Source organism: Streptomyces sp. NPDC006997 (assembly GCF_040635175.1).
GTDB lineage: Bacteria > Actinomycetota > Actinomycetes > Streptomycetales > Streptomycetaceae > Streptomyces.
In genome coordinates, this window is record NZ_JBEYHH010000006.1 from 15,528 (window position 1) to 37,412 (window position 21,885).

Below are 21,885 nucleotides of genomic sequence, written 5' to 3' on the forward strand. Positions count from 1 at the left end.
GATACCGGCAACGCGGCCGAAACCCCTCCGGAGCACCCCGAAATCCACTCGAAGTCCACCAGAGACGAAACGGAGAGCACGCGTGACGCGCAGCGTGTACGTGACCGGTATCGACCGCGGCGACGGCCGTCAGGTCGTGGAGCTGGGGGTCATGGAACTGCTCACCCGGCAGGTCGACCGGGTGGGTGTCTTCCGGCCCCTGGTCCACGACGGCCCCGACCGGCTCTTCGAGCTGCTGCGGGCCCGCTACCGGCTGGCCCAGGACCCGGCGACCGTCTACGGTCTGGACTACCAGGAGGCCTCCGCCCTCCAGGCCGAGCGCGGGACGGACGAACTGGTCTCGACCCTCGTCGACCGGTTCCACCTGGTGGCGCGGGACTACGACGTCGTCCTGGTCCTCGGCACCGACTTCGCCGACACCCAGTTCCCGGACGAGCTGGCGCTGAACGCGCGGCTCGCCAACGAGTTCGGCGCCTCGGTGCTGCCGGTCGTGGGCGGCCGACGCCAGCCCGCCGCGGCGGTGCGCGCCGAGACCCGCAACGCCTACCGGGCCTACGACGGCCTGGGCTGCGACGTACTGGCGATGATCGTCAACCGGGTGGCGCGGGAGGACCGCGACGAGATCGCGGAGCGGCTCACCTCCCGGCTGCCGGTGCCCTGCTACGCGCTGCCCGACGAGCCCGCGCTGTCCGCGCCCACGGTGTCCCAGATCAGCCAGGCGCTCGACGCGAAGGTGCTGCTCGGCGACGACTCCGGGCTGGCGCGGGACGCCCTCGGGTTCGTGTTCGGCGGGGCGATGCTGCCCACCTTCCTGGCCGCGCTGACCCCGGGCTCGCTGGTGGTCACCCCCGGCGACCGGGCCGACCTGCTGGTGGGCGCCCTCGCCGCGCACAGCGCGGGCACCCCGCCGATAGCGGGCGTGCTGCTGACGCTGGGCGAGGCGCCGGGCGACGACGTGCTGACGCTGGCCGCCCGCCTCGCGCCCGGCACGCCGGTGCTCTCGGTGCCCGGCAACAGCTTCCCCACCGCCGAACAGCTGTTCTCCCTGGAGGGCAAGCTGAACGCCGCCACCCCGCGCAAGGCGGAGACCGCGCTCGGCCTGTTCGAGCGGTACGTCGACACCGGTGACCTGCTCACCCGGGTGAGCGCGCCCAGCAGCGGCCGGGTCACGCCGATGATGTTCGAGCACAAGCTGCTGGAGCAGGCCCGCTCCGACCGGCGCCGGGTGGTGCTGCCGGAGGGCACCGAGGAGCGGGTGCTGCACGCGGCGGAGGTGCTGCTGCGGCGCGGTGTGTGCGACCTCACACTCCTCGGTCCGGTCGACACGATCCGCAAGAAGGCCGCGGACCTCGGCATCGACCTGGCCGACGCCCAGCTCATCGACCCGGCCACCAGCGAGCTGCGCGACGGCTTCGCGGAGAAGTACGCCGCCCTGCGCGCCCACCGCGGGGTCACGGTGGAGCTGGCCTACGACGTGGTCTCCGACGTGAACTACTTCGGCACCCTGATGGTGCAGGAGGGGCTCGCGGACGGCATGGTCTCGGGGTCCGTGCACTCCACGGCCGCGACCATCCGCCCGGCCTTCGAGATCATCAAGACCAAGCCGGACGCCTCCATCGTGTCGTCGGTGTTCTTCATGTGCCTCGCCGACAAGGTGCTGGTCTACGGCGACTGCGCGGTCAACCCCGACCCGGACGCCGAGCAGTTGGCGGACATCGCCATCCAGTCGGCGTCCACGGCGACCCAGTTCGGGGTCGAGCCGAGGATCGCGATGCTGTCGTACTCCACCGGCACCTCCGGCACCGGCGCCGACGTCGACAAGGTGCGCACGGCGACCGAGCTGGTGCGCTCACGCCGTCCCGACCTCAGGACCGAGGGCCCGATCCAGTACGACGCCGCGGTGGAGCCGACGGTCGCGGCGACCAAGCTGCCGGGGTCGGAGGTCGCCGGGCAGGCGTCCGTGCTGATCTTCCCGGACCTCAACACCGGCAACAACACCTACAAGGCCGTGCAGCGCTCGGCGGGCGCGATCGCGGTCGGCCCGGTCCTCCAGGGCCTGCGCAAGCCGGTCAACGACCTGTCCCGCGGCGCGCTCGTCCAGGACATCGTCAACACCGTCGCCATCACGGCGATCCAGGCCCAGTCCCCCCTCGTCGAGAAGGCGTCCCAGCAGTGAGTCCCTCGCGTGTCCTCGTCCTCAACTCCGGCTCGTCGTCGGTGAAGTACCAGCTGCTCGACATGAGCGGCGACGCCCGGCTGGCCGTCGGCCTGGTCGAGCGGATCGGGGAGGAGACCTCCCGGCTGAGGCACACCCCGCTGCACACCGGCGGGGAGGTCCGCGAGTGGACCGGCCCGATCGCCGACCACGAGGCCGCCCTGAAGGCCGTCTCGGCGGAGCTGGCCAGGGACGGCCTCGGCCTCGACTCGCCGGAGCTGGCCGCGATCGGGCACCGGGTGGTGCACGGCGGGCGGCACTTCACCGACCCGACCGTCGTCGACGACGCCGTCCTCGCCGAGATCGAGCGGCTGATCCCGGTCGCGCCGCTGCACAACCCGGCCAACCTCACCGGCATCCGCACGGCCCGGGCGCTGCGGCCCGACCTGCCGCAGGTCGCCGTCTTCGACACCGCCTTCCACACCACCATGCCGGAGTCGGCGGCCCGTTACGCCATCGACGTGAAGACCGCCGACGAGCACCGCGTCCGGCGCTACGGCTTCCACGGCACCTCGCACGCCTACGTGTCCCGGGCGACCGCGGAACTGCTCGGCAAGGACCCGGCCGACGTGAACGTGATCGTGCTGCACCTCGGCAACGGGGCGTCCGCCTCCGCGGTGCGCGCCGGGCGGTGCGTGGACACCTCCATGGGACTGACGCCCTTGGAGGGGCTGGTGATGGGTACGCGGTCCGGGGACCTCGATCCCGCCGTCATCTTCCATTTGGCACGCGTTGGCGGAATGTCCACGGACGAGATCGACACTCTGCTCAACAAGAGGAGCGGGCTGATCGGACTGTGCGGGGACAACGACATGCGGGAGATCCGCCGCCGTGTCGACGAGGGTGACGAACAGGCGCGACTCGCCTTCGACATCTACATTCATCGTTTGAAGAAGTACATCGGCGCCTATTACGCGGTGCTCGGCACGGTGGACGCGGTGGCCTTCACGGCGGGGGTCGGGGAGAACGCCGCACCGGTCCGGCAGGCCGCCGTGGCCGGTCTGGAGCAGCTGGGCCTGGCGGTCGACGAGGAGCTGAACGCCGTACGCGGCGACCAGCCGCGGCTGATCTCGCCGGAGTCCGCGCGGGTGGCGGTCGCCGTGGTGCCGACCGACGAGGAACTGGAGATCGCGACACAGACCTACGCACTGGTCGGAAAGAACAACTGAGAACAACTGAGCACCCCGAAACTCACTTGTACCTTCCGCCAGATGGAAAATTCCGCGGCGAAACAAACGATAGGATCGCCCCATGCGCCGTTCGAAAATCGTCTGTACTCTCGGCCCTGCGGTCGACTCCCATGAACAGCTTGTCGCGCTGATCGAGGCGGGCATGAACGTTGCCCGTTTCAACTTCAGCCACGGCTCGCACGCCGAGCACCAGGGCCGGTACGACCGCGTCCGGGCCGCCGCGAAGGAGACCGGCCGCGCCGTCGGCGTCCTCGCCGACCTCCAGGGCCCGAAGATCCGGCTGGAGACCTTCGCCGAGGGCCCGGTCGAGCTGGTCCGCGGTGACGAGTTCACCATCACCGCCGAGGACGTCCCGGGCGACAAGACGATCTGCGGCACCACCTACAAGGGCCTGCCCGGCGACGTCGCCCGCGGCGACCAGGTCCTGATCAACGACGGCAACGTCGAGCTGAAGGTCCTGGACGTCGAGGGCCCCCGGGTCAGGACGATCGTCATCGAGGGCGGCGTCGTCTCCGACCACAAGGGCATCAACCTGCCCGGCGCGGCCGTGAACGTCCCGGCGCTCTCCGAGAAGGACGTCGAGGACCTGCGGTTCGCGCTGCGGATGGGCTGCGACATGGTCGCGCTGTCCTTCGTCCGGGACGCCAAGGACGTCGCCGACGTGCACCGCGTGATGGACGAGGAGGGCCGCCGGGTCCCGGTCATCGCCAAGGTGGAGAAGCCGCAGGCGGTGGCGAACATGCAGGACGTCGTGATGGCGTTCGACGCCGTGATGGTGGCCCGTGGCGACCTCGCCGTCGAGTACCCGCTCGAGAAGGTCCCCATGGTGCAGAAGCGGCTCATCGAGATGTGCCGCCGCAACGCCAAGCCGGTGATCGTGGCGACCCAGATGATGGAGTCGATGATCACCAACTCCCGGCCGACCCGCGCCGAGGCGTCCGACGTCGCCAACGCCATCCTGGACGGCGCGGACGCGGTCATGCTGTCGGCGGAGTCCTCGGTCGGCGCGTACCCGATCGAGACCGTGAAGACGATGTCGAAGATCGTGCAGGCCGCCGAGCAGGAGCTGCTCGCCAAGGGCCTCCAGCCGCTGGTGCCCGGCAAGAAGCCGCGCACGCAGGGCGGTTCGGTGGCGCGGGCCGCCGCCGAGATCGCCGACTTCCTCGGCGGCAAGGGCCTGGTGGCGTTCACCCAGTCCGGTGACACCGCCCGGCGGCTCTCCCGCTACCGGGCCAGCCAGCCGATCCTCGCCTTCACCACCGACGAGTCCACCCGCAACCAGCTCACGCTGAGCTGGGGCGTGGAGCCGCACGTGGTGCCGTTCGTGAACAGCACGGACGAGATGGTGGACCTGGTGGACCAGGAGATCGCCAAGCTCAACCTGTTCGACCCGGGCGACACCATGATCATCACCGCCGGTTCGCCCCCCGGTGTCCCCGGCACCACCAACATGGTCCGCGTGCACCACCTGGGCGGCGACGCCCGCGCCTGACCCCCGGTCGGCCACGCGCCGAGGGCGCCCCGTCCGGTGGGACGGGGCGCCCTCGACCGTGTGCGGCTCCCGGATGGGCTCCTGGGGGCTGGCGGACCGTCAGCCCGTGACGTACTGGTGCAGACCCGGCACGTGCAGGGTGCCGCCGAACTGACCGGCCTGCACCACCTTCACCTTGGTGAAGTAGATCAGCGGGATGTCCAGCGGCGGCGGGTTCTCCGGGTCGAAGGTGATCGGTATCAGCCCGAGCAGGTTGCCCGAGATGCTCTCGGTGTACATCACCGTGTCGCCGTCGCGGATCGTGGACGTGGAGCCCTCGGCCGCCTGCACGTGGTAGGTCTTGCCGGACTGCCCGTCCTTCACCGTCTGGTGCAGGTCACCTATGTCGGTGCCGCCGGTGATGACGTACTTCAGCACCTTCTTGACGGTGCCGTTGGCCGTCTTCACCTCGACGATGCCCTCGTACCGGGCGCCCTTCAGCAGCAGCGAGCTGGCGTTGAGGTACCAGGGGTCGTCCGGCAGCGGGACGGGGTTGTCGACGCCGCCCTCCGCGTCCGTGGCGACCGGGCAGTCGTCCAGGTCGGTCGTCTCGCTGGCGGACGGCGAGGGCGTCGGGGACGCGGTGGCGTCACCGGCCGCCTCCTGGACCGCCTCGCCGGCGTCCTCGGCCGCGCCGGTCACGTCCTCGGCGGTGTCCTCCACCGCGCCGGTGACCTTCTCGGCGGTGTCCTCCACCGCGCCGGAGGTGCCGTCGCCGTCGTCGGCGGTGTCCTTCTCCTCCGTCGCCTTCCCGGTCTCCGCGGGCGCGGACTCGGTGGGCGTCGGGCTCGCGGACTCCTCGTCGCCGCCGCCGGTGATGCCGGTGACGACGCCGTCGACGACGCCGGTGATGGTGTCCCCGATGGACTCCAGGACACCCTTGTCGGTCTCGGAGGCGGACGGTTCGGGCTCGGTGGCCGGGTCGCCGTCCGTCGCGGCCGTGCCGGAGGAGCCGGAGCCGGAGGACTGGGCCTCGCCGGTGGGCGACGTGGCGGACTCGGGCTCGGGCTTCGTCTCGTCGTCGGAACCTGAATCCGGCGAAGAGGCGTCACTCCCGTCCGAGGCGTCCTCGGAGCCGGTCTCGGCCGCCGACGGCGTCGGCGTCACGGACTCGGTCGCCGACGGCGTCGGCGAGGTCTCCGCGGAGTCGCCCTTCTCGGCGTCCTCCAGGGCCTGGACGCAGTCCTTGTACTCGTCGGCCGTCAGACTCCGCGGCGCGGGCTGGTCCTCGGCGAGGGCGAGCTTCGGGGTGAAGCCCAGCCCCATGAGGACCGCGGTGGGCATCGCCGCGAGGGCTATCGCCTTCCCGGCGGGCACGTGGAACCTGGTGAACAGCGGCTTCTTGGGTGCCGCGTGGCGCGGCCCGGTTCTCCCACGGGACTCGTCCACCTCAGTCCCGTGGGTCACCTCGTCAGCCGGCACTGTGCCTCCCGTTCGCCTCGTTGCCCGGGCTCTTGGACAGATAGTCGCTCTCCCGCACCTGGTCGCCCGGGGTGCCGGGGTCCACGTCCCCGGGGGCGTCGTCGTCCGGTCCCGGCACGGTCGGCTGCGCCGCCTGCGGCCGCTCCCGCGCGCCCTCGGCCCAGGACACGGCCATCGCGCCGCCGACGAGGGCGAGCATGAAGCCGATGACGAAGCCGCCGAAGTTGGCCACGGGGATGGAGACCAGCGCGAGCAGGATGGCCGCGACACCCGCGAAGACCCGTACGTGCTTCTGGAACCAGAGGCTTATCCCGAGGACCACCAGCAGCACGCCGATGATCAGGGACCCCGCGCCCGCGGTGGTCGCCATCGCCAGCGTCAACTGGCCGACCTGGAGGTTCGCGTACGGGAAGTACATGATCGGCACGCCGCCGAGCAGGACGAACAGACCGGCCCAGAACGGCCGTGTACCCCGCCAGGCGCGGAAGTGGCGCCGGAAGACCTTGAGGTAGTGCTCGTCTCGGCCGGGCGCGGCAGGATTCTCGGCGCTCATGGAAAACAGCTCCCTGGAACGGCGTTGCTTTGGTGGAGAGAGGTACTGCTGGTGCCGACGCGTCGGCGCGTCGGCGGAAAGTGGGGGAATGCCGATGGGATGCCGATGGGGAGAGAGCGGGCGGGGGCGCCGGTGTCCGTGGCTCCCCCGCCCGTCAGCGAGTGCTTAGTAGCACTCCTTGACACCCGTCGACAGCGACATCTTCAGGCCGCTGAGCTTGAAGGTTCCGGCGGTGGTCGCCCACGCCGTCTGCTTCACGTCCTTCAGGGTCACCGAGTCGGCCTGCTGCGCGAAGCCGTACGGGTTGGCCTGCTTGTTGGCCACCTCGCCGGACTTCATGCCGGGACCCTTGTTGGCGTCCTTGGCGGCCACACCGATGTCGATGCCCCGGAACGTCGCGTCGGCCTCGAGCTGGGCGACGTCGATGTACAGGTTCTCGGCCTTGACCGGAGTGTCACCGTCGCCCGCCCGCAGGATCAGGCTGACGTTCCCGAACACCGGAACGTTCGGGGTGACGACCGACTGACACAGGCTCTTGATGGTCGCGCTCTTGAAACCGGAGACCGCGACGGGGTGCAGAGTCTTGTCGCCGGTGAGCGTGTAGCCCTGGTCCATGGCCCCGTACTGCACGAAGCCTTCGCCGTCGAGCTGCTTGGTCGTGACCTTGAACGACTGACCGGAGACGCTGAACGACGCCGCGAGGGCGCCCTGTGCCAGCGCGACACCTATTGCTGCCGTGGCGGCGACGCTGGGCACCATGACCACAGCGAACCGCTTCCATCTGGTCCCACCACGCACCTGGGACTGCATATTTCCTCCTTCTCGGACGTACATCTCCTGTCCTGACCGACCCCCGGAAGGCGGCCCGGCCGGGCAGGGATGGGAGAAGTGCTCCGTCCTCGGGAAGGAGAGCGCCCGCGCTCGGTGGCGCGAACCCGCGCCCGAATCACCGGCGATCACCCCCGAGCGACAACCACTGGTCGCGCCTGACACGCATCACGCACAACCTTGCCGGACAGGCTTCGCCACGCGGCGAAGACCCCCCTGTCCAAGAGCCGGTGCCACCGGGCCCCGGCTCTGCTCGGTGGGGACCCTGGAAGACCCGTGCCCCGATTGGCTGTCGGGGAGTGGGGAAGGACCGAGCGTGGCCGATCGTGGTGCATTCTCGCCGCGCGCACAAGGGGGTTCGTTACTCGCTAGTAACGGACGGATAACCACCCCACGACGGATACGGCTCGACCGGCGACGCTGGGTGGCCCGAGAGGGGAGGACAAAGTAGGTGACGGGCGGACAGAATCCGACAGAATTCCGGGTTCGACTTACTTGAAGTAACAGCGGCCGCGATTACCAAGATTTGGTAAAGCGCGGCCGCTTCGAGGCCCTGTCGACCGGTTCTGTCACCCGGACACGGTCAGAACAGCGCCCTCGCCAGCGCCCGGCGGGCGGCGGCCACCCGGGGGTCGTCGGCCCCGATGACCTCGAACAGCTTCAACAGCCGCTGCCGTACGGCGTCCCGCTCGTCGCCCGCGGTGCGCCTGACGGTGTCGATGAGCCGCGCGAAGGCGTCCTCGACGTGCCCGCCGACCAGGTCCAGGTCGGCGGCGGCGATCTGCGCATCGGCGTCGCCGGGCTTCTCGGCGGCCTCCTTGCGCACCCGCTGCGGGTCCATGCCCTGCACCCGGCGCAGCAGTTCGGCCTGCGCCAGCCCCAGCTTGGCCTCCGGGTGGGCGGGGTCGTCGGAGAGGACGTTCCGGTACGCCCGGATGGCACCGTCCAGGTCACCGGCGTCCAGCGCCTCGGCGGCGGCGTTCAGGGCGGCGTCGTACGGACCGGCGGGGGCCTGGGCCTCCTGCTCGGCGGGGGCGCCGCCCGGTTCGGCGTCCGGGTCGACGACCAGGCCGGTGAGCCCGAAGCGCTGCTCGGCGACCTGCACCAACTGGTCCAGCGTCTGCCGGATCTGCTCCTCACCCGCCGCACCCTGGAAGAGGGGCAGCGCCTGCCCCGCCACGACGGCGAAGACGGCCGGGATCCCCTGGATCCCGAACTGCTGCATCAGCATCTGGTTGGCGTCGACATCGATCTTGGCGAGGAGGAAGCGCCCGTTGTACTCGACGGCGAGCCGCTCCAGGACCGGGCTCAGCTGCTTGCAGGGCTGACACCACTCGGCCCAGAAGTCGAGGACGACGGGGACCTCGGTGGAGCGCTGGAGGACGTCACGCTCGAAGGTGGCCTCGTCGACGTCGATGACGAGGTCGGCCGGGGAGATCGCCCCGCCACCGCCCTGCCGGGCCGCTTCGGCGCGCGCCTGCTCGGCCTTGGCCTTGGCCTCTTGGGCCGCCTTCACCGCGGCGAGGTCGACGACGCCGCTCATGGACATGTTCCGTGGCTGCATACGCCTATCCTCCCCCGTTCCCGCGCATGAGTGAAAACGCCGTGACATCCGGTCCGACGGCGTGGCCGGACCGGTACTGGACCGCGGTACCGCCTGGCGCCGGGTCCCCACCCCACGCCGTGTGGTTGCCGCCCGCGGGCTGCGCACGCGGACTGCTTTCGCTACGGGTCGTAGCGTATTACGGACAGGGGTACGGGGGCCAGGCCCCGCCGGTGATATCCCTCACGCACCACCGCTCACGTCCCGTACGGGGCCCGCCGGTTATGGTCAGGCCATGCCCACCCCTCCCGTCCCCGCCGGACGTGCCGGGCGTCCGCGCAGCGCCGCCGCGGACGCCGCGATCCTGGCCGCCACGCGGGCGGCCCTGGTCGAACTGGGCTGGTCCAAGCTGACGCTGGGCGACGTCGCGACCCGGGCCGGGGTCGCCAAGACGACCCTCTACCGGCGCTGGCCCGGCAAGAACGAACTCGTCGTGGACGCGGTGGCCGAACTCTTCGACGAACTGCGCCTGCCGGACCGGGGCACGCTGGCGGCGGACATCGAGGGCGTCGTCCTCCAGTTCGCCACGATCCTGGCCCGCCCGGAGGCACGGAGCGGGTTGATGGCCGTCGTCGCCGAGTCCACCCGCGACGACGCCCTGCGCGAACGCATCCGCGCGTCGATCGTCGACCGCCAGAAGCGCCTCGTCCTGGAGGGCCGCGCCCGCGCCCAGGACCGCGGCGAACTCCCCCCGGAGTCCGACCCCGTGGAAGCCTCCCGCGCCGTCGACCTCGTCTTCGACATGGTCGCGGGCGCGGTGGTCCACCGTTGCCTGATCAGCGCGGGCCCGGTAGACGAGACCTGGGCACGCGGCTTCACGGAGGTACTGATCTCGGGCCTGGCGGGGGCGGGTCCGCCCTAGGGCAGTCGTGCCGCTGGGGCGGCACGGGTGGGCGCCGGGGGTACCCCCTGCTCGATGAGCTTGGGGGGGGGAGGCACCCCGTAGGCGCCGGGCCGCGCGCCCACCCCCGAGCCACACCCAGGGCGTCAGAAACCCGCAGGCTCCGTGTACACCCCCCACTCGTCCCGCAGCACCCCGCAGATCTCCCCGAGCGTCGCCTCCGCCCGCACCGCGTCCAGCATCGGCTCGATCATGTTCCCCCCACTCCGCGCAGCGGCGATCATCACGTCCAACGCGGCCCGCACAGCCGCGTCGTCCCGCTCCCCCCGCCGCTCCCCGAGCACCCGCTTCTGCTCCCGCTCCACCTCATGGCTGACCCGCAGTATCTCCAGGTCACCGGTGACCGACCCGGTGTGGGCGTTGACGCCCACCACCCGCTTGTCACCCTTCTCCAGAGCCTGCTGGTACCGGAACGCGGACTCCGCGATCTCCCCGGTGAACCACCCGTCCTCGATCCCCCGCAGGATCCCCGAGGTGATCGGCCCGATGGGGTGCCGCCCGTCGGGGTGCGCGCGCAGCCCCCGCTCCTTGATCTGCTCGAAGATCCTCTCCGCGTCCGCCTCGATCCGGTCGGTCAGCTGCTCGACGTACCAGGACCCGCCGAGCGGGTCGGCGACGTTGGCGACCCCGGTCTCCTCCATCAGCACCTGCTGGGTGCGGAGCGCGATCTCCGCCGCCTGCTCGGAGGGGAGCGCGAGGGTCTCGTCGAGGGCGTTGGTGTGCAGTGAGTTCGTGCCGCCGAGGACGGCGGCCAGCGCCTCGACGGCCGTACGGACGACGTTGTTGTACGGCTGCTGGGCGGTCAGCGAGACCCCGGCGGTCTGGGTGTGGAAGCGGAGCCACTGCGCCTTGTCGGTCGTGGCGCCGTAGACGTCCCGCATCCAGCGCGCCCAGATGCGGCGGGCGGCGCGGAACTTGGCGATCTCCTCGAAGAAGTCGACGTGCGCGTCGAAGAAGAAGGACAGCCCGGGCGCGAAGACGTCGACGTCGAGCCCGCGCGAGAGCCCCAGCTCGACGTACCCGAACCCGTCGGCGAGGGTGTAGGCCAGCTCCTGAGCGGCCGTCGAACCGGCCTCGCGGATGTGGTAGCCGGAGACGGAGAGCGGCTTGTAGGCGGGGATGCGCTCGGCGCAGTACTCCATCAGGTCGCCGATCAGACGCAGGTGCGGCTCGGGCTGGAAGAGCCACTCCTTCTGCGCGATGTACTCCTTGAAGATGTCCGTCTGGAGCGTGCCGTTGAGGACGGCCGGGTCGACGCCCTGCCGCTCGGCGGCGACGAGGTACATGCAGAAGACCGGCACGGCCGGGCCGCTGATCGTCATCGAGGTGGTGACGTCGCCGAGCGGGATGTCCCGGAAGAGCACGTCCATGTCGGCGGCGGAGTCGATGGCGACACCGCAGTGGCCGACCTCACCGAGCGAGCGCGGGTCGTCGGAGTCGCGGCCCATCAGCGTCGGCATGTCGAAGGCGACCGAGAGCCCGCCGCCGCCGTTGCGGAGGATCATCTTGTAGCGCTCGTTGGTCTGCTCGGCGTTCCCGAACCCGGCGAACTGCCGGATGGTCCACGTACGCCCCCGGTAGCCGGTCGGGTACAGCCCGCGCGTGTAGGGGTACTCCCCGGGCCACCCGATCCGCTCGAACCCCTCGTAGGCGTCCCCGGGCCGGGGCCCGTACACCGGCTCCACCGAGTCCCCGGAGAGCGTGGTGAAATCCGCGTCGCGCTTCCGCGCACCGTCATACCGGGCCTGCCACCGCCGGCGGCCTTCCTCAATCGCGTCAGCGTCCATACCTTCGAATTTACTAGGACGTCCTAATAAATAACAGTGGAGCTGGTCAGGACGCGCTCACGGAACGCCGAAGAGCACCGGTTACGCTCAACGCCATGAAGAAGAGCGTCCTGACCCGCTACCGGGTGATGGCCTACGTCACCGCCGTGCTGCTGATCCTGCTGACGGTCGGCGTGATCGGAAAGCGCCTGCTGCACCTGGACGGCTTCGACGGCTTCACGACCGCCGTCGGCATCGCCCACGGCTGGCTCTACGTCGCCTACCTGGTCTTCGCCTTCGACCTCGGCAGCAAGGCGAAGCTGCCGGTGGGGCGCCTGGTGTGGCTCCTCCTCGCCGGCACCATCCCGACCGCCGCGTTCTTCGTGGAACGCCAGGTGAGCCGGACCGTCCAGCCCCTCATCGAGAAGGAACCCGACCCGAGCCCCGCCACGGCCTGACCCGCCCCGCGGCACGTCAGGGCGCAGCGGTCACTTGGTGATGAAGTGGCACTGCACGCCCCGCAGCTTGCCGTTGACGTAGAACTTCGCACACGCCTTGCCGTACTTCGGCAGTGTCTGCGGAGCCGTCTTCCGCAACGGGTTCCCGATGCACTCGTGGTGCGTCGCCCCGCGTGACGAGCGGTACGTCTTGTTGTCGCTGTCCGCGTACGCGAAGTCGATCCGCCAGTTGCAGAACTGCGTGAAGGTGGCGGCCAGTCCCGCGCAGTCCACACCGGCGAACTGCGCGGTGATCCGCTTGCCGGAGCCCTTGATGGTGTGCGTCAGGAAGCAGCCCGTCGGCACCCGGACGTTGGCTCCGCGCAGGTCGTAGTCGAAGGTCCCGAGGGGTGTGGTCCCCGTCGCACTGGCATGGCTGGACCCGGCCCCGCCGAAGACCCCCAGGGCGGCGAACGCCGCCGTACAGACGACGGCCGTCAGGCCTCGGACACGCTGCGCAGTACTCACGGGACTCCCTCACCGTCAGCTCAACATCCGGACGTCGATCATCCGGACAATGGACGGGTCACATAATCCCAGCGGAAATCAGCCCGCCCCGCGCTCAGCCCTCTCAGCGGGCAAGAACCACCGTGAAGTGGGAAGAGGCGCTCCGGCTTGACGGGGTCAGCCCTCGTCGTCGAAGTCCCGCGCCGCGACCCGCAGTGGGCGGAGCATCGCGAAGATCTCCTGGCACTCCTCCGCGTCGTACGCGCTCAGGCCGAAGTCCATGGTCATGAGGTCGCGGGTGGCGGCGTCGACGACCTCGCGGCCCTTGTCGGTGATGGAGGCGAGGGTGCCGCGGCCGTCGTTGGGGTTGGGGCGCTTGGCGACCAGGCCGGAGCGGACCAGGCGGTCGACCGTGTTCGTCACCGACGTCGGGTGGACCATCAGACGTTCGCCGATCTTGGACATCGGCAGCTCACCCGCCTTGGAGAAGGTGAGCAGCACCAGCGCCTCGTAGCGCGCGAACGTCAGACCGTACGGCTTGACCACCGCGTCGACCTCGGCGAGCAGGATCTGCTGGGCCCGCATGATCGAGGTGATCGCGGCCATGGCCGGGACGTTGCCCCAGCGCTGTTTCCACAGTTCGTCGGCGCGGGCGATGGGATCGAACGGGAGGCTGAGCGGCTTCGGCACGTCACCAGACCTTACCGGCCGGTCATATGCCGGTCAGCCCCGTCTCGCGTTTCGGTCAGAGGGTGGGTTGGGGTGTTGTGTCACGATTGGTGATTGATTGTTGGCGTTTCGTCATCCCCTCATCGTCGTTCCCCGTCCTTATCCCTCATCCTCATCCCTCATCCTCATCCCTCATCCTCATCCTTCGACCCTCATCCCTCATCCTCATCCTCATCCTCCGACCCTCCCCCCCCCGACCCTCATCGCCCTCGCCCCGCCCCCCGCCTCAAGGGAGCGTCATGTCCCGGCTGGTCCACACCCTCGCGGCCCTCTCCGTCCTCTCCCTCCTCGCGGGCTGCTCGTCCTCCTCCGACGTCGACGAGGCGTCCGTCGCCGGGGCCGCCTCCAAGGGGGAGCCCGCCGCGGCCGACTCCCCCTTCTGGGTCGAGCCCGACAGTCCCGCCGTACGGCAGGTGCGGCAGTGGCGGCGGCAGGGCCGTACCGAGGACGCCGCCCTGCTCAACCGCATCGCCCGGCGGCCCTCCGCCCTCTGGCCCGCCGGGGAGATCGACCCCGCCCCGCTCGTCCGCACGGCCGTCGCCGGGGCCCGGCGCGGCGGGCGGACGGTGGTGTTCGCGGCGTACAACATCCCGCACCGCGACTGCGGCCAGCACTCCGCGGGCGGCGCCGCCGACGCGGGCGCCTACCGGCAGTGGATCGGCAAGTTCGCCGACGCCATCGGCGACGCCAAGGCCCTGGTGGTGCTGGAACCCGACGCGGTCGCGCACATCGTCGACGGGTGCACGCCCGGCGACCTGCACGCCGAGCGCGAGCAGCTGCTCAGTGAGGCGGTCCAGCGGCTCAAGTCGCAGCCGCGCACCCGGGTCTACCTGGACGCCGGGAACCCGGACTGGATCCGGGACCCGGCCAAGCTCGTCGAGCCGCTGCGGCGGGCCGGGATCGCCCAGGCCGACGGCTTCGCGCTCAACGTCTCCAACTTCCAGACCAACGAGACGACGACGGCGTACGGGACGCGGCTCTCGAAGGCGCTCGGCGGCAAGCACTTCGTCGTCGACACCAGCCGCAACGGGAAGGGGCCGCTGCCCGGCGTCTGGTGCAACCCGCCGGGGCGGGCGCTCGGGACCGCGCCGACCACCGACACCGGCCTGCCCGCCGTGGACGCCTTCCTCTGGGTCAAGCGGCCCGGGGAGTCGGACGGCCCGTGCCAGGGCGGGCCCGCGGCGGGGCGGTGGTGGGCGGAGTACGCCCTCGGGCTGGCCCGGAACGCCTCCGCGGAGTGAGGGCTCCCCTCACGCCGGGACGTGCAGCCACTTCGCCTCCGACGGGGTGCCCTTGCCGTCCGTCACGAACAGCATGTACCAGCCCGGGGGCACCAGCGTGCGGTCCTTCGGCACCTCCACCGTGACCGACCTGCCCCTCTTGGTCACGGTCAGTTCGATCGAGCGCTGCTCGACGTCCGTGGTGTGCGTGACCGCGCTGGGGCGCATCAGACGGGCCTTCGCCACGCGTTCGGGGTGGTCGGTGCGGTACGTCACCCGGCGGTCGGCGGGCAGGTCGCGCGGACCGTCCTGCAGCGCGGGGCGGATCGCGGCGTTCTTGTGCAGCGCGGGGGGCGTGAAGACCTCCATCCGCTGCTCGAAGTGGCCGAGCTTGGTGTTCTGCTGGTCGTCGAAGAGCGGGTCCGAACCGAAGGTGGCGACCCTGCCGTCCGGCAGCAGCAGCGCCTCGGAGTGGTAGTTGCGGCCCACGGTGGGCGCGGCGGCCTCCCGGAAGGCGTTGGTCTTGGGGTCGTAGAACTGCGCCTTGAAGACGTTGCTCGCGCTGCGGCCCCGGTAGTCGACCGAGCCGTTGGTGGTGAAGACCGAGTCGTCCGGCATGATCACGCTGTTGAGGTAGCGGGTGCCCTGGGGGAGGTCGGGGCCGTCCTCGAAGACCGGGTTCTCCTTCTTGAGGTCGACGACCGCCGTGCGTGCCGTGGACTTCTTCGACTCGCCGACGCCCCCGCCGCCCAGCAGCATCACCTTCTGGTCCTGGGCCGGGGGCAGCAGGACCGACGACGCGGTCTCCGTCTGGTCGGCGTCCTTCAGGCCCGGGACGCGCGTGAACGTGTTCGTCTTCAGGTCCCACAGGCCCGGCACCCGGCCCTTGTCCGCGGGGCCGTAGCCCGCGTTCGCCGCCGGGTAGAAGAGCTTGCCGCCCTTGGTGAGGAAGAGTGCGGGGTAGGTGGGGAAGTAGCGCTTGGGGGCCGGGCTCCACTTCTTCGTCTTCGGGTCGTAGTACTCGTTGTCGCCCGGGTCGATCATGCCGACGTCGTCCAGCCCGGAGACCGCGAGGACGCGGCCGTCCGCCATGCCGACCAGGGTCGGGTACCAGCGGGCCTTGTCCATCGGCTCCACGGGGACGTACTTCTCCGCCACCGGGTCGAACTCGTAGGCGGCGCGGATGCCCTGGTAGTCCTGCTTGTCCAGGGTGATCTTCTCGGAGAGGCCGTAGGTGTTGGCCGCGTCCTTGCCCTTCAGGCCGACGATCTCGTACTGCGCCTGCCGCTGGGTGACGGAGAGCGGGCCCTCCTCGACCGCCTCCACGAAGACCCTCGCCTCGCTCGCGGTGACCTTGGTGCGCCAGGGCTGCATCTCGCCGCGGCTGTTGTACGTCACCTTGAAGCCGCGCTTCGCCTTCGGGACGGTGACGTCGAACTTCGTCTCGTACTCGACACCCGCCGGGGAGCGGAAGCGGGTGCCCTTCTTGAGGAAGACCGCCTTGTCCGGGTTCTCGTTCTTGACCCGCATCCCGCCGCCCGCGCGGGTCACCTCGCCGTCCAGGAGTTCGTAGCGCGCGGTGCCGCCGGCGACCAGGAGGCGGCCGTCGGGGAGCTGGGCGTGGCCCGCGCAGAAGAAGTCCTCGGGGGTCTTGATCTTCTTGAACGTGTTCCGCTTCGGGTCCCACAGGATGGTCTCGAACTCGCCCTTGTCGAACTTGCGCTGCTCGTTGCCGGAGCCCGCGACGATGAGCACCTTGCCGGTGTGCAGGAGGGCGGCGTGGATGGCGTTGGTGCGGTACTGCTCCGGGATGTCGACCTGGGTCCAGGAGCCGTAGCGGGCCTTGTAGCCGGGCTGGGAGATCTTGTACGCGTGGTATCTGTCGCTGGCGAAGTCCAGCGCGGCGGGGGCGTTGAGGCTGGCCAGGATGGCGATTCCGCCGATGCCGAGGACGGTCTTCTTGGTCTTCTTCGAAGGGCGGTAGGCCATGGCCTAGTTACCTCCTGTGGTGGTGCTGGAGACCGGGGTCGAGATCGGGGTCGAGATCGGGGGTGTGAGCGGGGGTGGGGGACAGAGGGGAGGTGGGGGGACGATCCGGGTGGGGGACGGTGTGACGACGGCGGGGGCGGTCGGGGCGGGGTGGGTGTCCCGGGCCTGCCGGTGGCGGGTGAACAGCCAGATCGTGGGCGGGGCCAGGGAGATCAGCAGGGCCAGGGTCGCCCAGGTGCGCATCGCCGCGTGGGTGTGGCCGAAGGCGACGGACGCCGTGAGGGAGGCGGCCATGAGAGCCGCCCAGGTCAGGTGGATGCGGAAGGTGAGCAGCCGGTCGGGGCTGGTGTCGCCGCCCTTGGGGGTGACGACGAAGCGGCTGGGGCGGCGGAGGGCCGCCTCCGTGAGGGACTTGAGGTAGATCGGGGCGGAGAGGGCGGACATCGCCATGCCCGCGAGGCCTCCGGAGCCCTCCGGTTCGTGCGGGGAGACGTTGTGGCGGCGGTTCCAGAGGTAGAGGCCGACCTGGAGGGCCGCCGCGTCGCTGTAGAGCATCAGCCAGACGGAGGCGGCGACCTGGGTGCCGGAGGCGCCGAACCAGAGGAAGAGGAAGCAGGACAGGATGCCGAGCAGCCAGTTGACGGCCGTCATCGGGTAGTAGACGAGCATCAGGGTGTACGAGAGGAGGCGGCCCGGGGGCATTCGGAAGGGGGCCTTCCAGTACTGCTTGATGATCGTCTCGTAGGTGCCGCGGGACCAGCGGAGCTGCTGGGTGAAGAAGTCCGTCCAGGAGGCCGGGCCCTCCCCCACGGCGAGCACGTCGGGGGTGTAGACCGAGCGCCAGTGGTTGCCGGTGTGGGGGTTGCGGGTGCGGTGCAGTTCGAAGCCGGTGGCCATGTCCTCGGTGATGGAGTCGCACAGGCCGCGGATCTGCTTGACGGCGGCGATGCGTACGACGTTGTTGGTGCCGACGAACATGGGGGCGCGGTAGCGGTTTCCCGCGCGCTGGATCAGGGCGTGGAAGAGGAACTGCTGGGACTCGGCGGCCTTGGTGACGGGGTTGTGGTAGTTGCCGTAGACCTGGGGGCCGACGACGAAGGCGACGTCCGGGTCGCGGAAGTAACCCATCATCCGGGTGAGGAAGTTGGGGAGCGGGACGTGGTCGGTGTCGACGGACGCGAAGAAGTCGTAGGCGGCGCCGTGCATCGCGATCCAGGCGTTGTAGTTGCCGTGCTTGGTGCGGGCCTTGTGGACGCCGGTGGGGCGGTTCCACTCGGGGACGCCGTGGCGGGTGAAGTGGCGTACGCCGAGTTCGGCGCAGAGTGCCTTGGCGGCGGGGTCGTCGCCCTCGTCGAGGAGCCAGACGTCCAGGGGGCCGGTGTGCTCGATCCGCGTGGCGCCCTCCAGGGTGGCGCGGACCATGGAGAGGGGTTCCTTGCCGGGGACGTACGTGGTGAGGAAGGCGACGCGGGTGCCGGGTTCGGGCGTCACGGGGACGGGGTCGCGGGCGACCATGGTGGCGTGGGCGACGGAGACGACGTTGACGAGCATGAACAGCTCGATGAACCCGATGGCCACGAGCATGGTGGTGTCGAGGCCGACGAGCCAGCGCTCGGCACCCTCGCGTTCGACCCAGTGGGTCGGCCAGACGAGGTAGACGAGCAGGGCGCCGGTGAGGATCGGCGCCAGGGACATCAGGAGGACGGCTCGTATTCGGCGGGGTTCCTGGGAGAGCAGCGAGGTGTAGCGCACCCGGTACGGCTCGCCGGACGGCTCCGTGAGCGGTCCGGCGAGTCGGCTGTGGGTGTCGTAGTCGTAGCCCTCCGGCCGCACAGCGCCCTCCAGTGGTCGATCGAACAAGTCGATAACGCCACGAAAGTCCACTTTTGAGGGCATGTCGAACTGGACGCGTCCAGGTGGGGCAACGCCCCCTGCCGGGAGGTGGAACGGGGCCGCGCCGGGCGCGTCGTCACGCGGACAGGTGCCGCTCCACCGTCTCCACCTTGGACGTGAGTCCGTCCGTCACCCCGGGGCGGATGTCCGCCTTGAGGACGAGGGAGACGCGGGGCGCGCGGGCCTCGACCGCGGCGACCGCGCGCCGGACGACGTCCATGACCTCGTCCCACGACCCCTCCACGGACGTGAACATCGCGTCCGTACGGTTCGGCAGGCCGGACTCCCGTACCACCCGCACCGCGTCCGCCACGTACTCCCCCACGTCCTCGCCGACCCCCAGCGGCGTCACGGAGAAGGCGACGATCACGCGTTCACGGTCCCTTCCTTGCGGGCGCGGGAGGCGATGACCGCGTCCTCGGCCTCCCGGCGGAGCCGCCGGTCGGCGAAGAAGCCGCCGGTGGGGAGGACGGAGAAGACGAGGTACAGGGCGGCCGTGCCGAGGGACCACTTCGCGCGGTTCCAGGCGTCCGCCCAGAAGATCACGTAGAGGACGAAGAGGAGCCCGTGGATCGCGCCCATCACGGGCACCGCGTTGAAGTCCGTGGTGCGCTTGAGCACCGAGCAGACCAGCAGGAGGAGGAAGGACACGGCCTCGGGGGTCGAGACCAGGCGGAGCCTGCGGAGGGCGGAGGCGGTCTGGAGGTCCACGGGTCACCTTCGGGTCGGAGGGTCGCTGCGATGCCTTGTGAAGGGGTGCACAAAGGTTCGTTCATTGTGGCAAACGCCCCCGGCGCGGTGCCCCTAGGGGGGTCGTCAGGGCGGAGACAGGGTCGTGGACCCTGTTGGCGGGGGGCCCGCTGGGGCTACCGTCACACCGTGGCGATGTTCCGACTTCAGGGCAGCAAGGTGCTGGCCGTCGAGATGACCGGTGACGCCGTGAAGGCGAAGAACGGCTCGATGGTGGCGTACGACGGCCAGATGGCGTTCAAGAAGATGAGTGGGGGCGGGGAAGGGCTGCGGGGGATGGTGACCCGGCGGCTCACGGGTGAGCAGATGACGGTGATGGAAGTGAAGGGGCACGGGACCTGCTGGTTCGCGGACCGGGCCTCGGAGATCAACCTGGTCGGCCTGCAGGGGGACAAGCTGTACGTCGAGTCGAGCAACCTGCTCGCCGCCGACGCCGGACTGCGGACGGGGACCGAGTTCACCGGGCTGCGCGGCGCCTCGCAGGGCAACGGGCTGTTCACGACGACCGTCGAGGGGCACGGCCAGGCCGCGATCATGTCGGACGGTCCGGCCGTGGTGCTGCGGGTCAGCGCGCAGTACCCGCTGACGGTCGACCCGGGGGCGTACGTGGCGCACCAGGGGAACCTGCGGCAGTCGTTCCAGTCCGGGGTGACCTTCCGCACGCTCCTGGGCGAGGGCGGCGGCGAGGCGTTCCAGATGCGGTTCGAGGGGGACGGGCTGGTCTACGTCCAGCCCAGCGAGCGGAACACGATCGCGGGGGATGTGTGAGATGGCGTTCCGTGAGATCAACTCGAAGATGATCGAGGCGACCGTCGCCCCGGGGCAGCGGTTGTTCAGTCAGCGCGGCGCGATGCTCGCCTACCAGGGCGAGGTGTCGTTCACGCCCAACATGCGGGGCGGCCAGGGCGGCGTGATGTCCATGATCGGGCGGCGGGTGGCCAACGAGGACACCCCGCTGATGACGGTCGAGGGCAGCGGCACCGTGCTGTTCGGGCACGGCGGGCACCACATCGAGGTGATCAACCTCAGCGGGGACACCCTGTACGTGGAGGCGGACCGGCTGCTCGCCTTCGAGGGCACCCTCCAGCAGGGCACGATGTTCATGGGCTCGCAGGGCGGCGTCATGGGGATGGTCCGGGGCCAGGTGACCGGGCAGGGGCTGTTCACCACCACCCTGAAGGGCCAGGGCGCCGTCGCGGTGATGGCGCACGGGGGCGTGTTCGAGGTGCCGATCACCCCGCAGCGGCCGGTCCATGTGGACCCGCAGGCGTATGTCGCGCACTTCGGCGACGTACGCAACAAGCTCTCCACCGCGCTCGGCTGGCGGGACATGGTGGGGCGCGGGTCGGGCGAGGCGTTCCAGCTGGAGCTGAGCGGGAGCGGTTCGGTGTTCGTGCAGGCATCGGAGGAGAAGCTGTGACACCCGTGATCCATGACCCGACCAGCCTGCCGGTCGACGACAACGTGAACGCGTACACCTTCTGCGTGGAGCTGAAGGGCAGCCAGTGGTTCCTGCAGAAGGGGAAGATGATCGCCTACTACGGGTCGATCGAGTTCAACGGGATCGGGCACGGGCGGCTGGACCGGCTCGTGCGCACTTCCTTCCATTCGCCGTTGCACGCGAGCGACTGGGTGGTGGCCGAGGGCTCGGGCAAGATGCTCCTCGCTGACCGGGCCTTCGACGTGAACTCCTACGACCTCGAAGACGGCAACCTGACCATTCGCTCGGGCAACCTGCTCGCTTTTCAGCCAAGTCTCTCGCTGAAGCAGTCGATCGTGCCGGGGTTCCTGACGCTGATCGGAACCGGCAAGTTCGTGGCCGCGTCCAACGGACCGGTGGTGTTCATGGAACCCCCGATCCGGGTGGACCCGCAGGCGCTCGTCGGCTGGGCCGACTGCCCGTCCCCGTGCCATCACTACGACCACGGGTACATGACGGGCGTGATGGGCGGTCTACGTGCGCTGACGGGCCTGGGCGGGGCCTCGGGGGAGGAGCATCAGTTCGAGTTCGTCGGGGCGGGCACCGTGCTGCTCCAGTCGACGGAGGCGTTGATGGCCGAGCAGTCCGTCGGGGCGACCCCGCAGCAGGCGGGGGTGCCGGGCGGGGGGCCCGGCGGGGGGCACGGACCGCAGTCGGGGGCACCGCGCCTTCCCGGACAGCTGGGGGACCTCCAGCGTCGCTTCGGGCTGTGAGCGGTAGTCTGCGGAGTGTGACATCGAACGTGTGCACACCGTCACACCGCCCTCATTAGTTCGCCTTTCAACCTCTTAGGTAGACTTCATTCATGGAGACCGAGACGGCCACGCGCTGGCTGACCGATGCGGAGCAGTGCGCCTGGCGCACTCACCTG

The 21,885-nt window shown here is 70.3% G+C and carries 20 protein-coding genes and 1 pseudogene; 10 read left to right on the plus strand and 11 right to left on the minus strand.

Annotation, left to right across the window (positions count from 1 at the left end; genetic code table 11):
* Nucleotides 1-82: 82 nt before the first annotated feature.
* The 3 genes from pta to pyk all read left to right on the plus strand — a co-directional run bounded on the left by pta (nt 83) and on the right by pyk (nt 4,897).
* Nucleotides 83-2,176: a phosphate acetyltransferase gene (gene pta, locus ABZ659_RS07520; protein ID WP_360214525.1), complete on the plus strand. Its 2,094-nt coding sequence runs from the start codon at nt 83-85 to the stop codon at nt 2,174-2,176.
* Nucleotides 2,173-3,384, plus strand: coding sequence for an acetate kinase (locus ABZ659_RS07525; protein ID WP_360214527.1), 1,212 nt, complete (start codon nt 2,173-2,175; stop codon nt 3,382-3,384). Before pta ends, ABZ659_RS07525 begins: the two co-directional genes overlap by 4 nt.
* Nucleotides 3,385-3,466: 82 nt before the next feature.
* On the plus strand, nt 3,467-4,897 hold the full coding sequence (gene pyk, locus ABZ659_RS07530; protein ID WP_360214529.1) for a pyruvate kinase: 1,431 nt from the start codon (nt 3,467-3,469) through the stop codon (nt 4,895-4,897).
* Nucleotides 4,898-4,996: 99 nt separating this feature from the next.
* On the opposite strand, the gene ABZ659_RS07535 is transcribed toward pyk, so the two are convergent.
* The 4 genes from ABZ659_RS07535 to ABZ659_RS07550 form a co-directional block, all read right to left on the minus strand.
* Complete coding sequence (locus tag ABZ659_RS07535) at nt 4,997-6,358, minus strand: hypothetical protein (protein WP_360214531.1); 1,362 nt, start codon at nt 6,356-6,358, stop codon at nt 4,997-4,999.
* Nucleotides 6,348-6,911, minus strand: a complete 564-nt coding sequence (locus ABZ659_RS07540; protein WP_360214533.1) for a DUF6114 domain-containing protein — start codon at nt 6,909-6,911, stop codon at nt 6,348-6,350. Before ABZ659_RS07540 ends, ABZ659_RS07535 begins: the two co-directional genes overlap by 11 nt.
* A gap of 165 nt (nt 6,912-7,076) precedes the next feature.
* Entirely contained in the window at nt 7,077-7,721 is a 645-nt protein-coding gene (locus ABZ659_RS07545) for a DUF6230 family protein (RefSeq protein WP_360214535.1), read from the minus strand.
* Nucleotides 7,722-8,322: 601 nt separating this feature from the next.
* Nucleotides 8,323-9,303 carry a tetratricopeptide repeat protein gene (locus ABZ659_RS07550; RefSeq protein WP_360214537.1) on the minus strand — a complete coding sequence of 327 codons (981 nt, stop codon included), beginning with the start codon at nt 9,301-9,303 and terminating at the stop codon, nt 8,323-8,325.
* Between the two features lie 274 nt (nt 9,304-9,577).
* On the opposite strand from ABZ659_RS07550, the gene ABZ659_RS07555 reads away from it, so the two are divergent.
* Nucleotides 9,578-10,204: a TetR/AcrR family transcriptional regulator gene (locus ABZ659_RS07555; protein WP_360214539.1), complete on the plus strand. Its 627-nt coding sequence runs from the start codon at nt 9,578-9,580 to the stop codon at nt 10,202-10,204.
* Between the two features lie 125 nt (nt 10,205-10,329).
* On the opposite strand, the gene ABZ659_RS07560 is transcribed toward ABZ659_RS07555, so the two are convergent.
* Nucleotides 10,330-12,030, minus strand: coding sequence for a methylmalonyl-CoA mutase family protein (locus tag ABZ659_RS07560; RefSeq protein ID WP_360214541.1), 1,701 nt, complete (start codon nt 12,028-12,030; stop codon nt 10,330-10,332).
* Nucleotides 12,031-12,125: 95 nt separating this feature from the next.
* On the opposite strand from ABZ659_RS07560, the gene ABZ659_RS07565 reads away from it, so the two are divergent.
* The gene (locus ABZ659_RS07565; RefSeq protein WP_360214543.1) at nt 12,126-12,467 is read left to right on the plus strand and encodes a DUF3817 domain-containing protein; all 342 of its coding nucleotides are present in this window, start codon (nt 12,126-12,128) and stop codon (nt 12,465-12,467) included.
* A 30-nt stretch (nt 12,468-12,497) separates the two neighbouring features.
* Here the strand turns inward: ABZ659_RS07565 and ABZ659_RS07570 are convergent, their stop codons facing one another.
* Together ABZ659_RS07570 and ABZ659_RS07575 are read right to left on the minus strand one after the other, a co-directional pair.
* Nucleotides 12,498-12,974 (minus strand): hypothetical protein, encoded by a 477-nt coding sequence (locus tag ABZ659_RS07570; RefSeq protein WP_360214545.1) that lies wholly within the window; start codon nt 12,972-12,974, stop codon nt 12,498-12,500.
* A gap of 156 nt (nt 12,975-13,130) precedes the next feature.
* A complete protein-coding gene (locus ABZ659_RS07575; RefSeq protein ID WP_360214547.1) occupies nt 13,131-13,643 on the minus strand; it encodes a MarR family transcriptional regulator in 513 nt (170 codons plus the stop codon).
* A 278-nt stretch (nt 13,644-13,921) separates the two neighbouring features.
* Between ABZ659_RS07575 and ABZ659_RS07580 the strand changes: the two genes are divergently transcribed.
* Nucleotides 13,922-14,923, plus strand: coding sequence for a glycoside hydrolase family 6 protein (locus tag ABZ659_RS07580; RefSeq protein ID WP_360214549.1), 1,002 nt, complete (start codon nt 13,922-13,924; stop codon nt 14,921-14,923).
* A gap of 9 nt (nt 14,924-14,932) precedes the next feature.
* On the opposite strand, the gene ABZ659_RS07585 is transcribed toward ABZ659_RS07580, so the two are convergent.
* The 4 genes from ABZ659_RS07585 to ABZ659_RS07600 all read right to left on the minus strand — a co-directional run bounded on the left by ABZ659_RS07585 (nt 14,933) and on the right by ABZ659_RS07600 (nt 19,495).
* Complete coding sequence (locus ABZ659_RS07585) at nt 14,933-16,891, minus strand: kelch motif-containing protein (protein WP_360214551.1); 1,959 nt, start codon at nt 16,889-16,891, stop codon at nt 14,933-14,935.
* Between the two features lie 3 nt (nt 16,892-16,894).
* A complete protein-coding gene (locus ABZ659_RS07590) occupies nt 16,895-18,724 on the minus strand; it encodes a cellulose synthase catalytic subunit (protein ID WP_360215066.1) in 1,830 nt (609 codons plus the stop codon).
* A 136-nt stretch (nt 18,725-18,860) separates the two neighbouring features.
* On the minus strand, nt 18,861-19,154 hold the full coding sequence (locus tag ABZ659_RS07595; RefSeq protein WP_360214553.1) for an MTH1187 family thiamine-binding protein: 294 nt from the start codon (nt 19,152-19,154) through the stop codon (nt 18,861-18,863).
* Nucleotides 19,151-19,495 carry a DUF3817 domain-containing protein gene (locus ABZ659_RS07600; RefSeq protein ID WP_360214555.1) on the minus strand — a complete coding sequence of 115 codons (345 nt, stop codon included), beginning with the start codon at nt 19,493-19,495 and terminating at the stop codon, nt 19,151-19,153. Before ABZ659_RS07600 ends, ABZ659_RS07595 begins: the two co-directional genes overlap by 4 nt.
* Before the next feature lie 174 nt (nt 19,496-19,669).
* Between ABZ659_RS07600 and ABZ659_RS07605 the strand changes: the two genes are divergently transcribed.
* The 4 genes and pseudogenes from ABZ659_RS07605 to ABZ659_RS07620 form a co-directional block, all read left to right on the plus strand.
* Nucleotides 19,670-20,302: an AIM24 family protein gene (locus tag ABZ659_RS07605; protein WP_360215069.1), complete on the plus strand. Its 633-nt coding sequence runs from the start codon at nt 19,670-19,672 to the stop codon at nt 20,300-20,302.
* Nucleotide 20,303: 1 nt separating this feature from the next.
* Entirely contained in the window at nt 20,304-20,954 is a 651-nt protein-coding gene (locus ABZ659_RS07610; protein WP_360214557.1) for an AIM24 family protein, read from the plus strand.
* Nucleotides 20,951-21,727: an AIM24 family protein gene (locus tag ABZ659_RS07615; RefSeq protein ID WP_360214559.1), complete on the plus strand. Its 777-nt coding sequence runs from the start codon at nt 20,951-20,953 to the stop codon at nt 21,725-21,727. The genes ABZ659_RS07610 and ABZ659_RS07615 overlap by 4 nt, the downstream gene beginning before the upstream one ends.
* Before the next feature lie 92 nt (nt 21,728-21,819).
* Nucleotides 21,820-21,885 (plus strand): annotated as a pseudogene (locus ABZ659_RS07620) (MarR family transcriptional regulator); the annotation flags it as partial.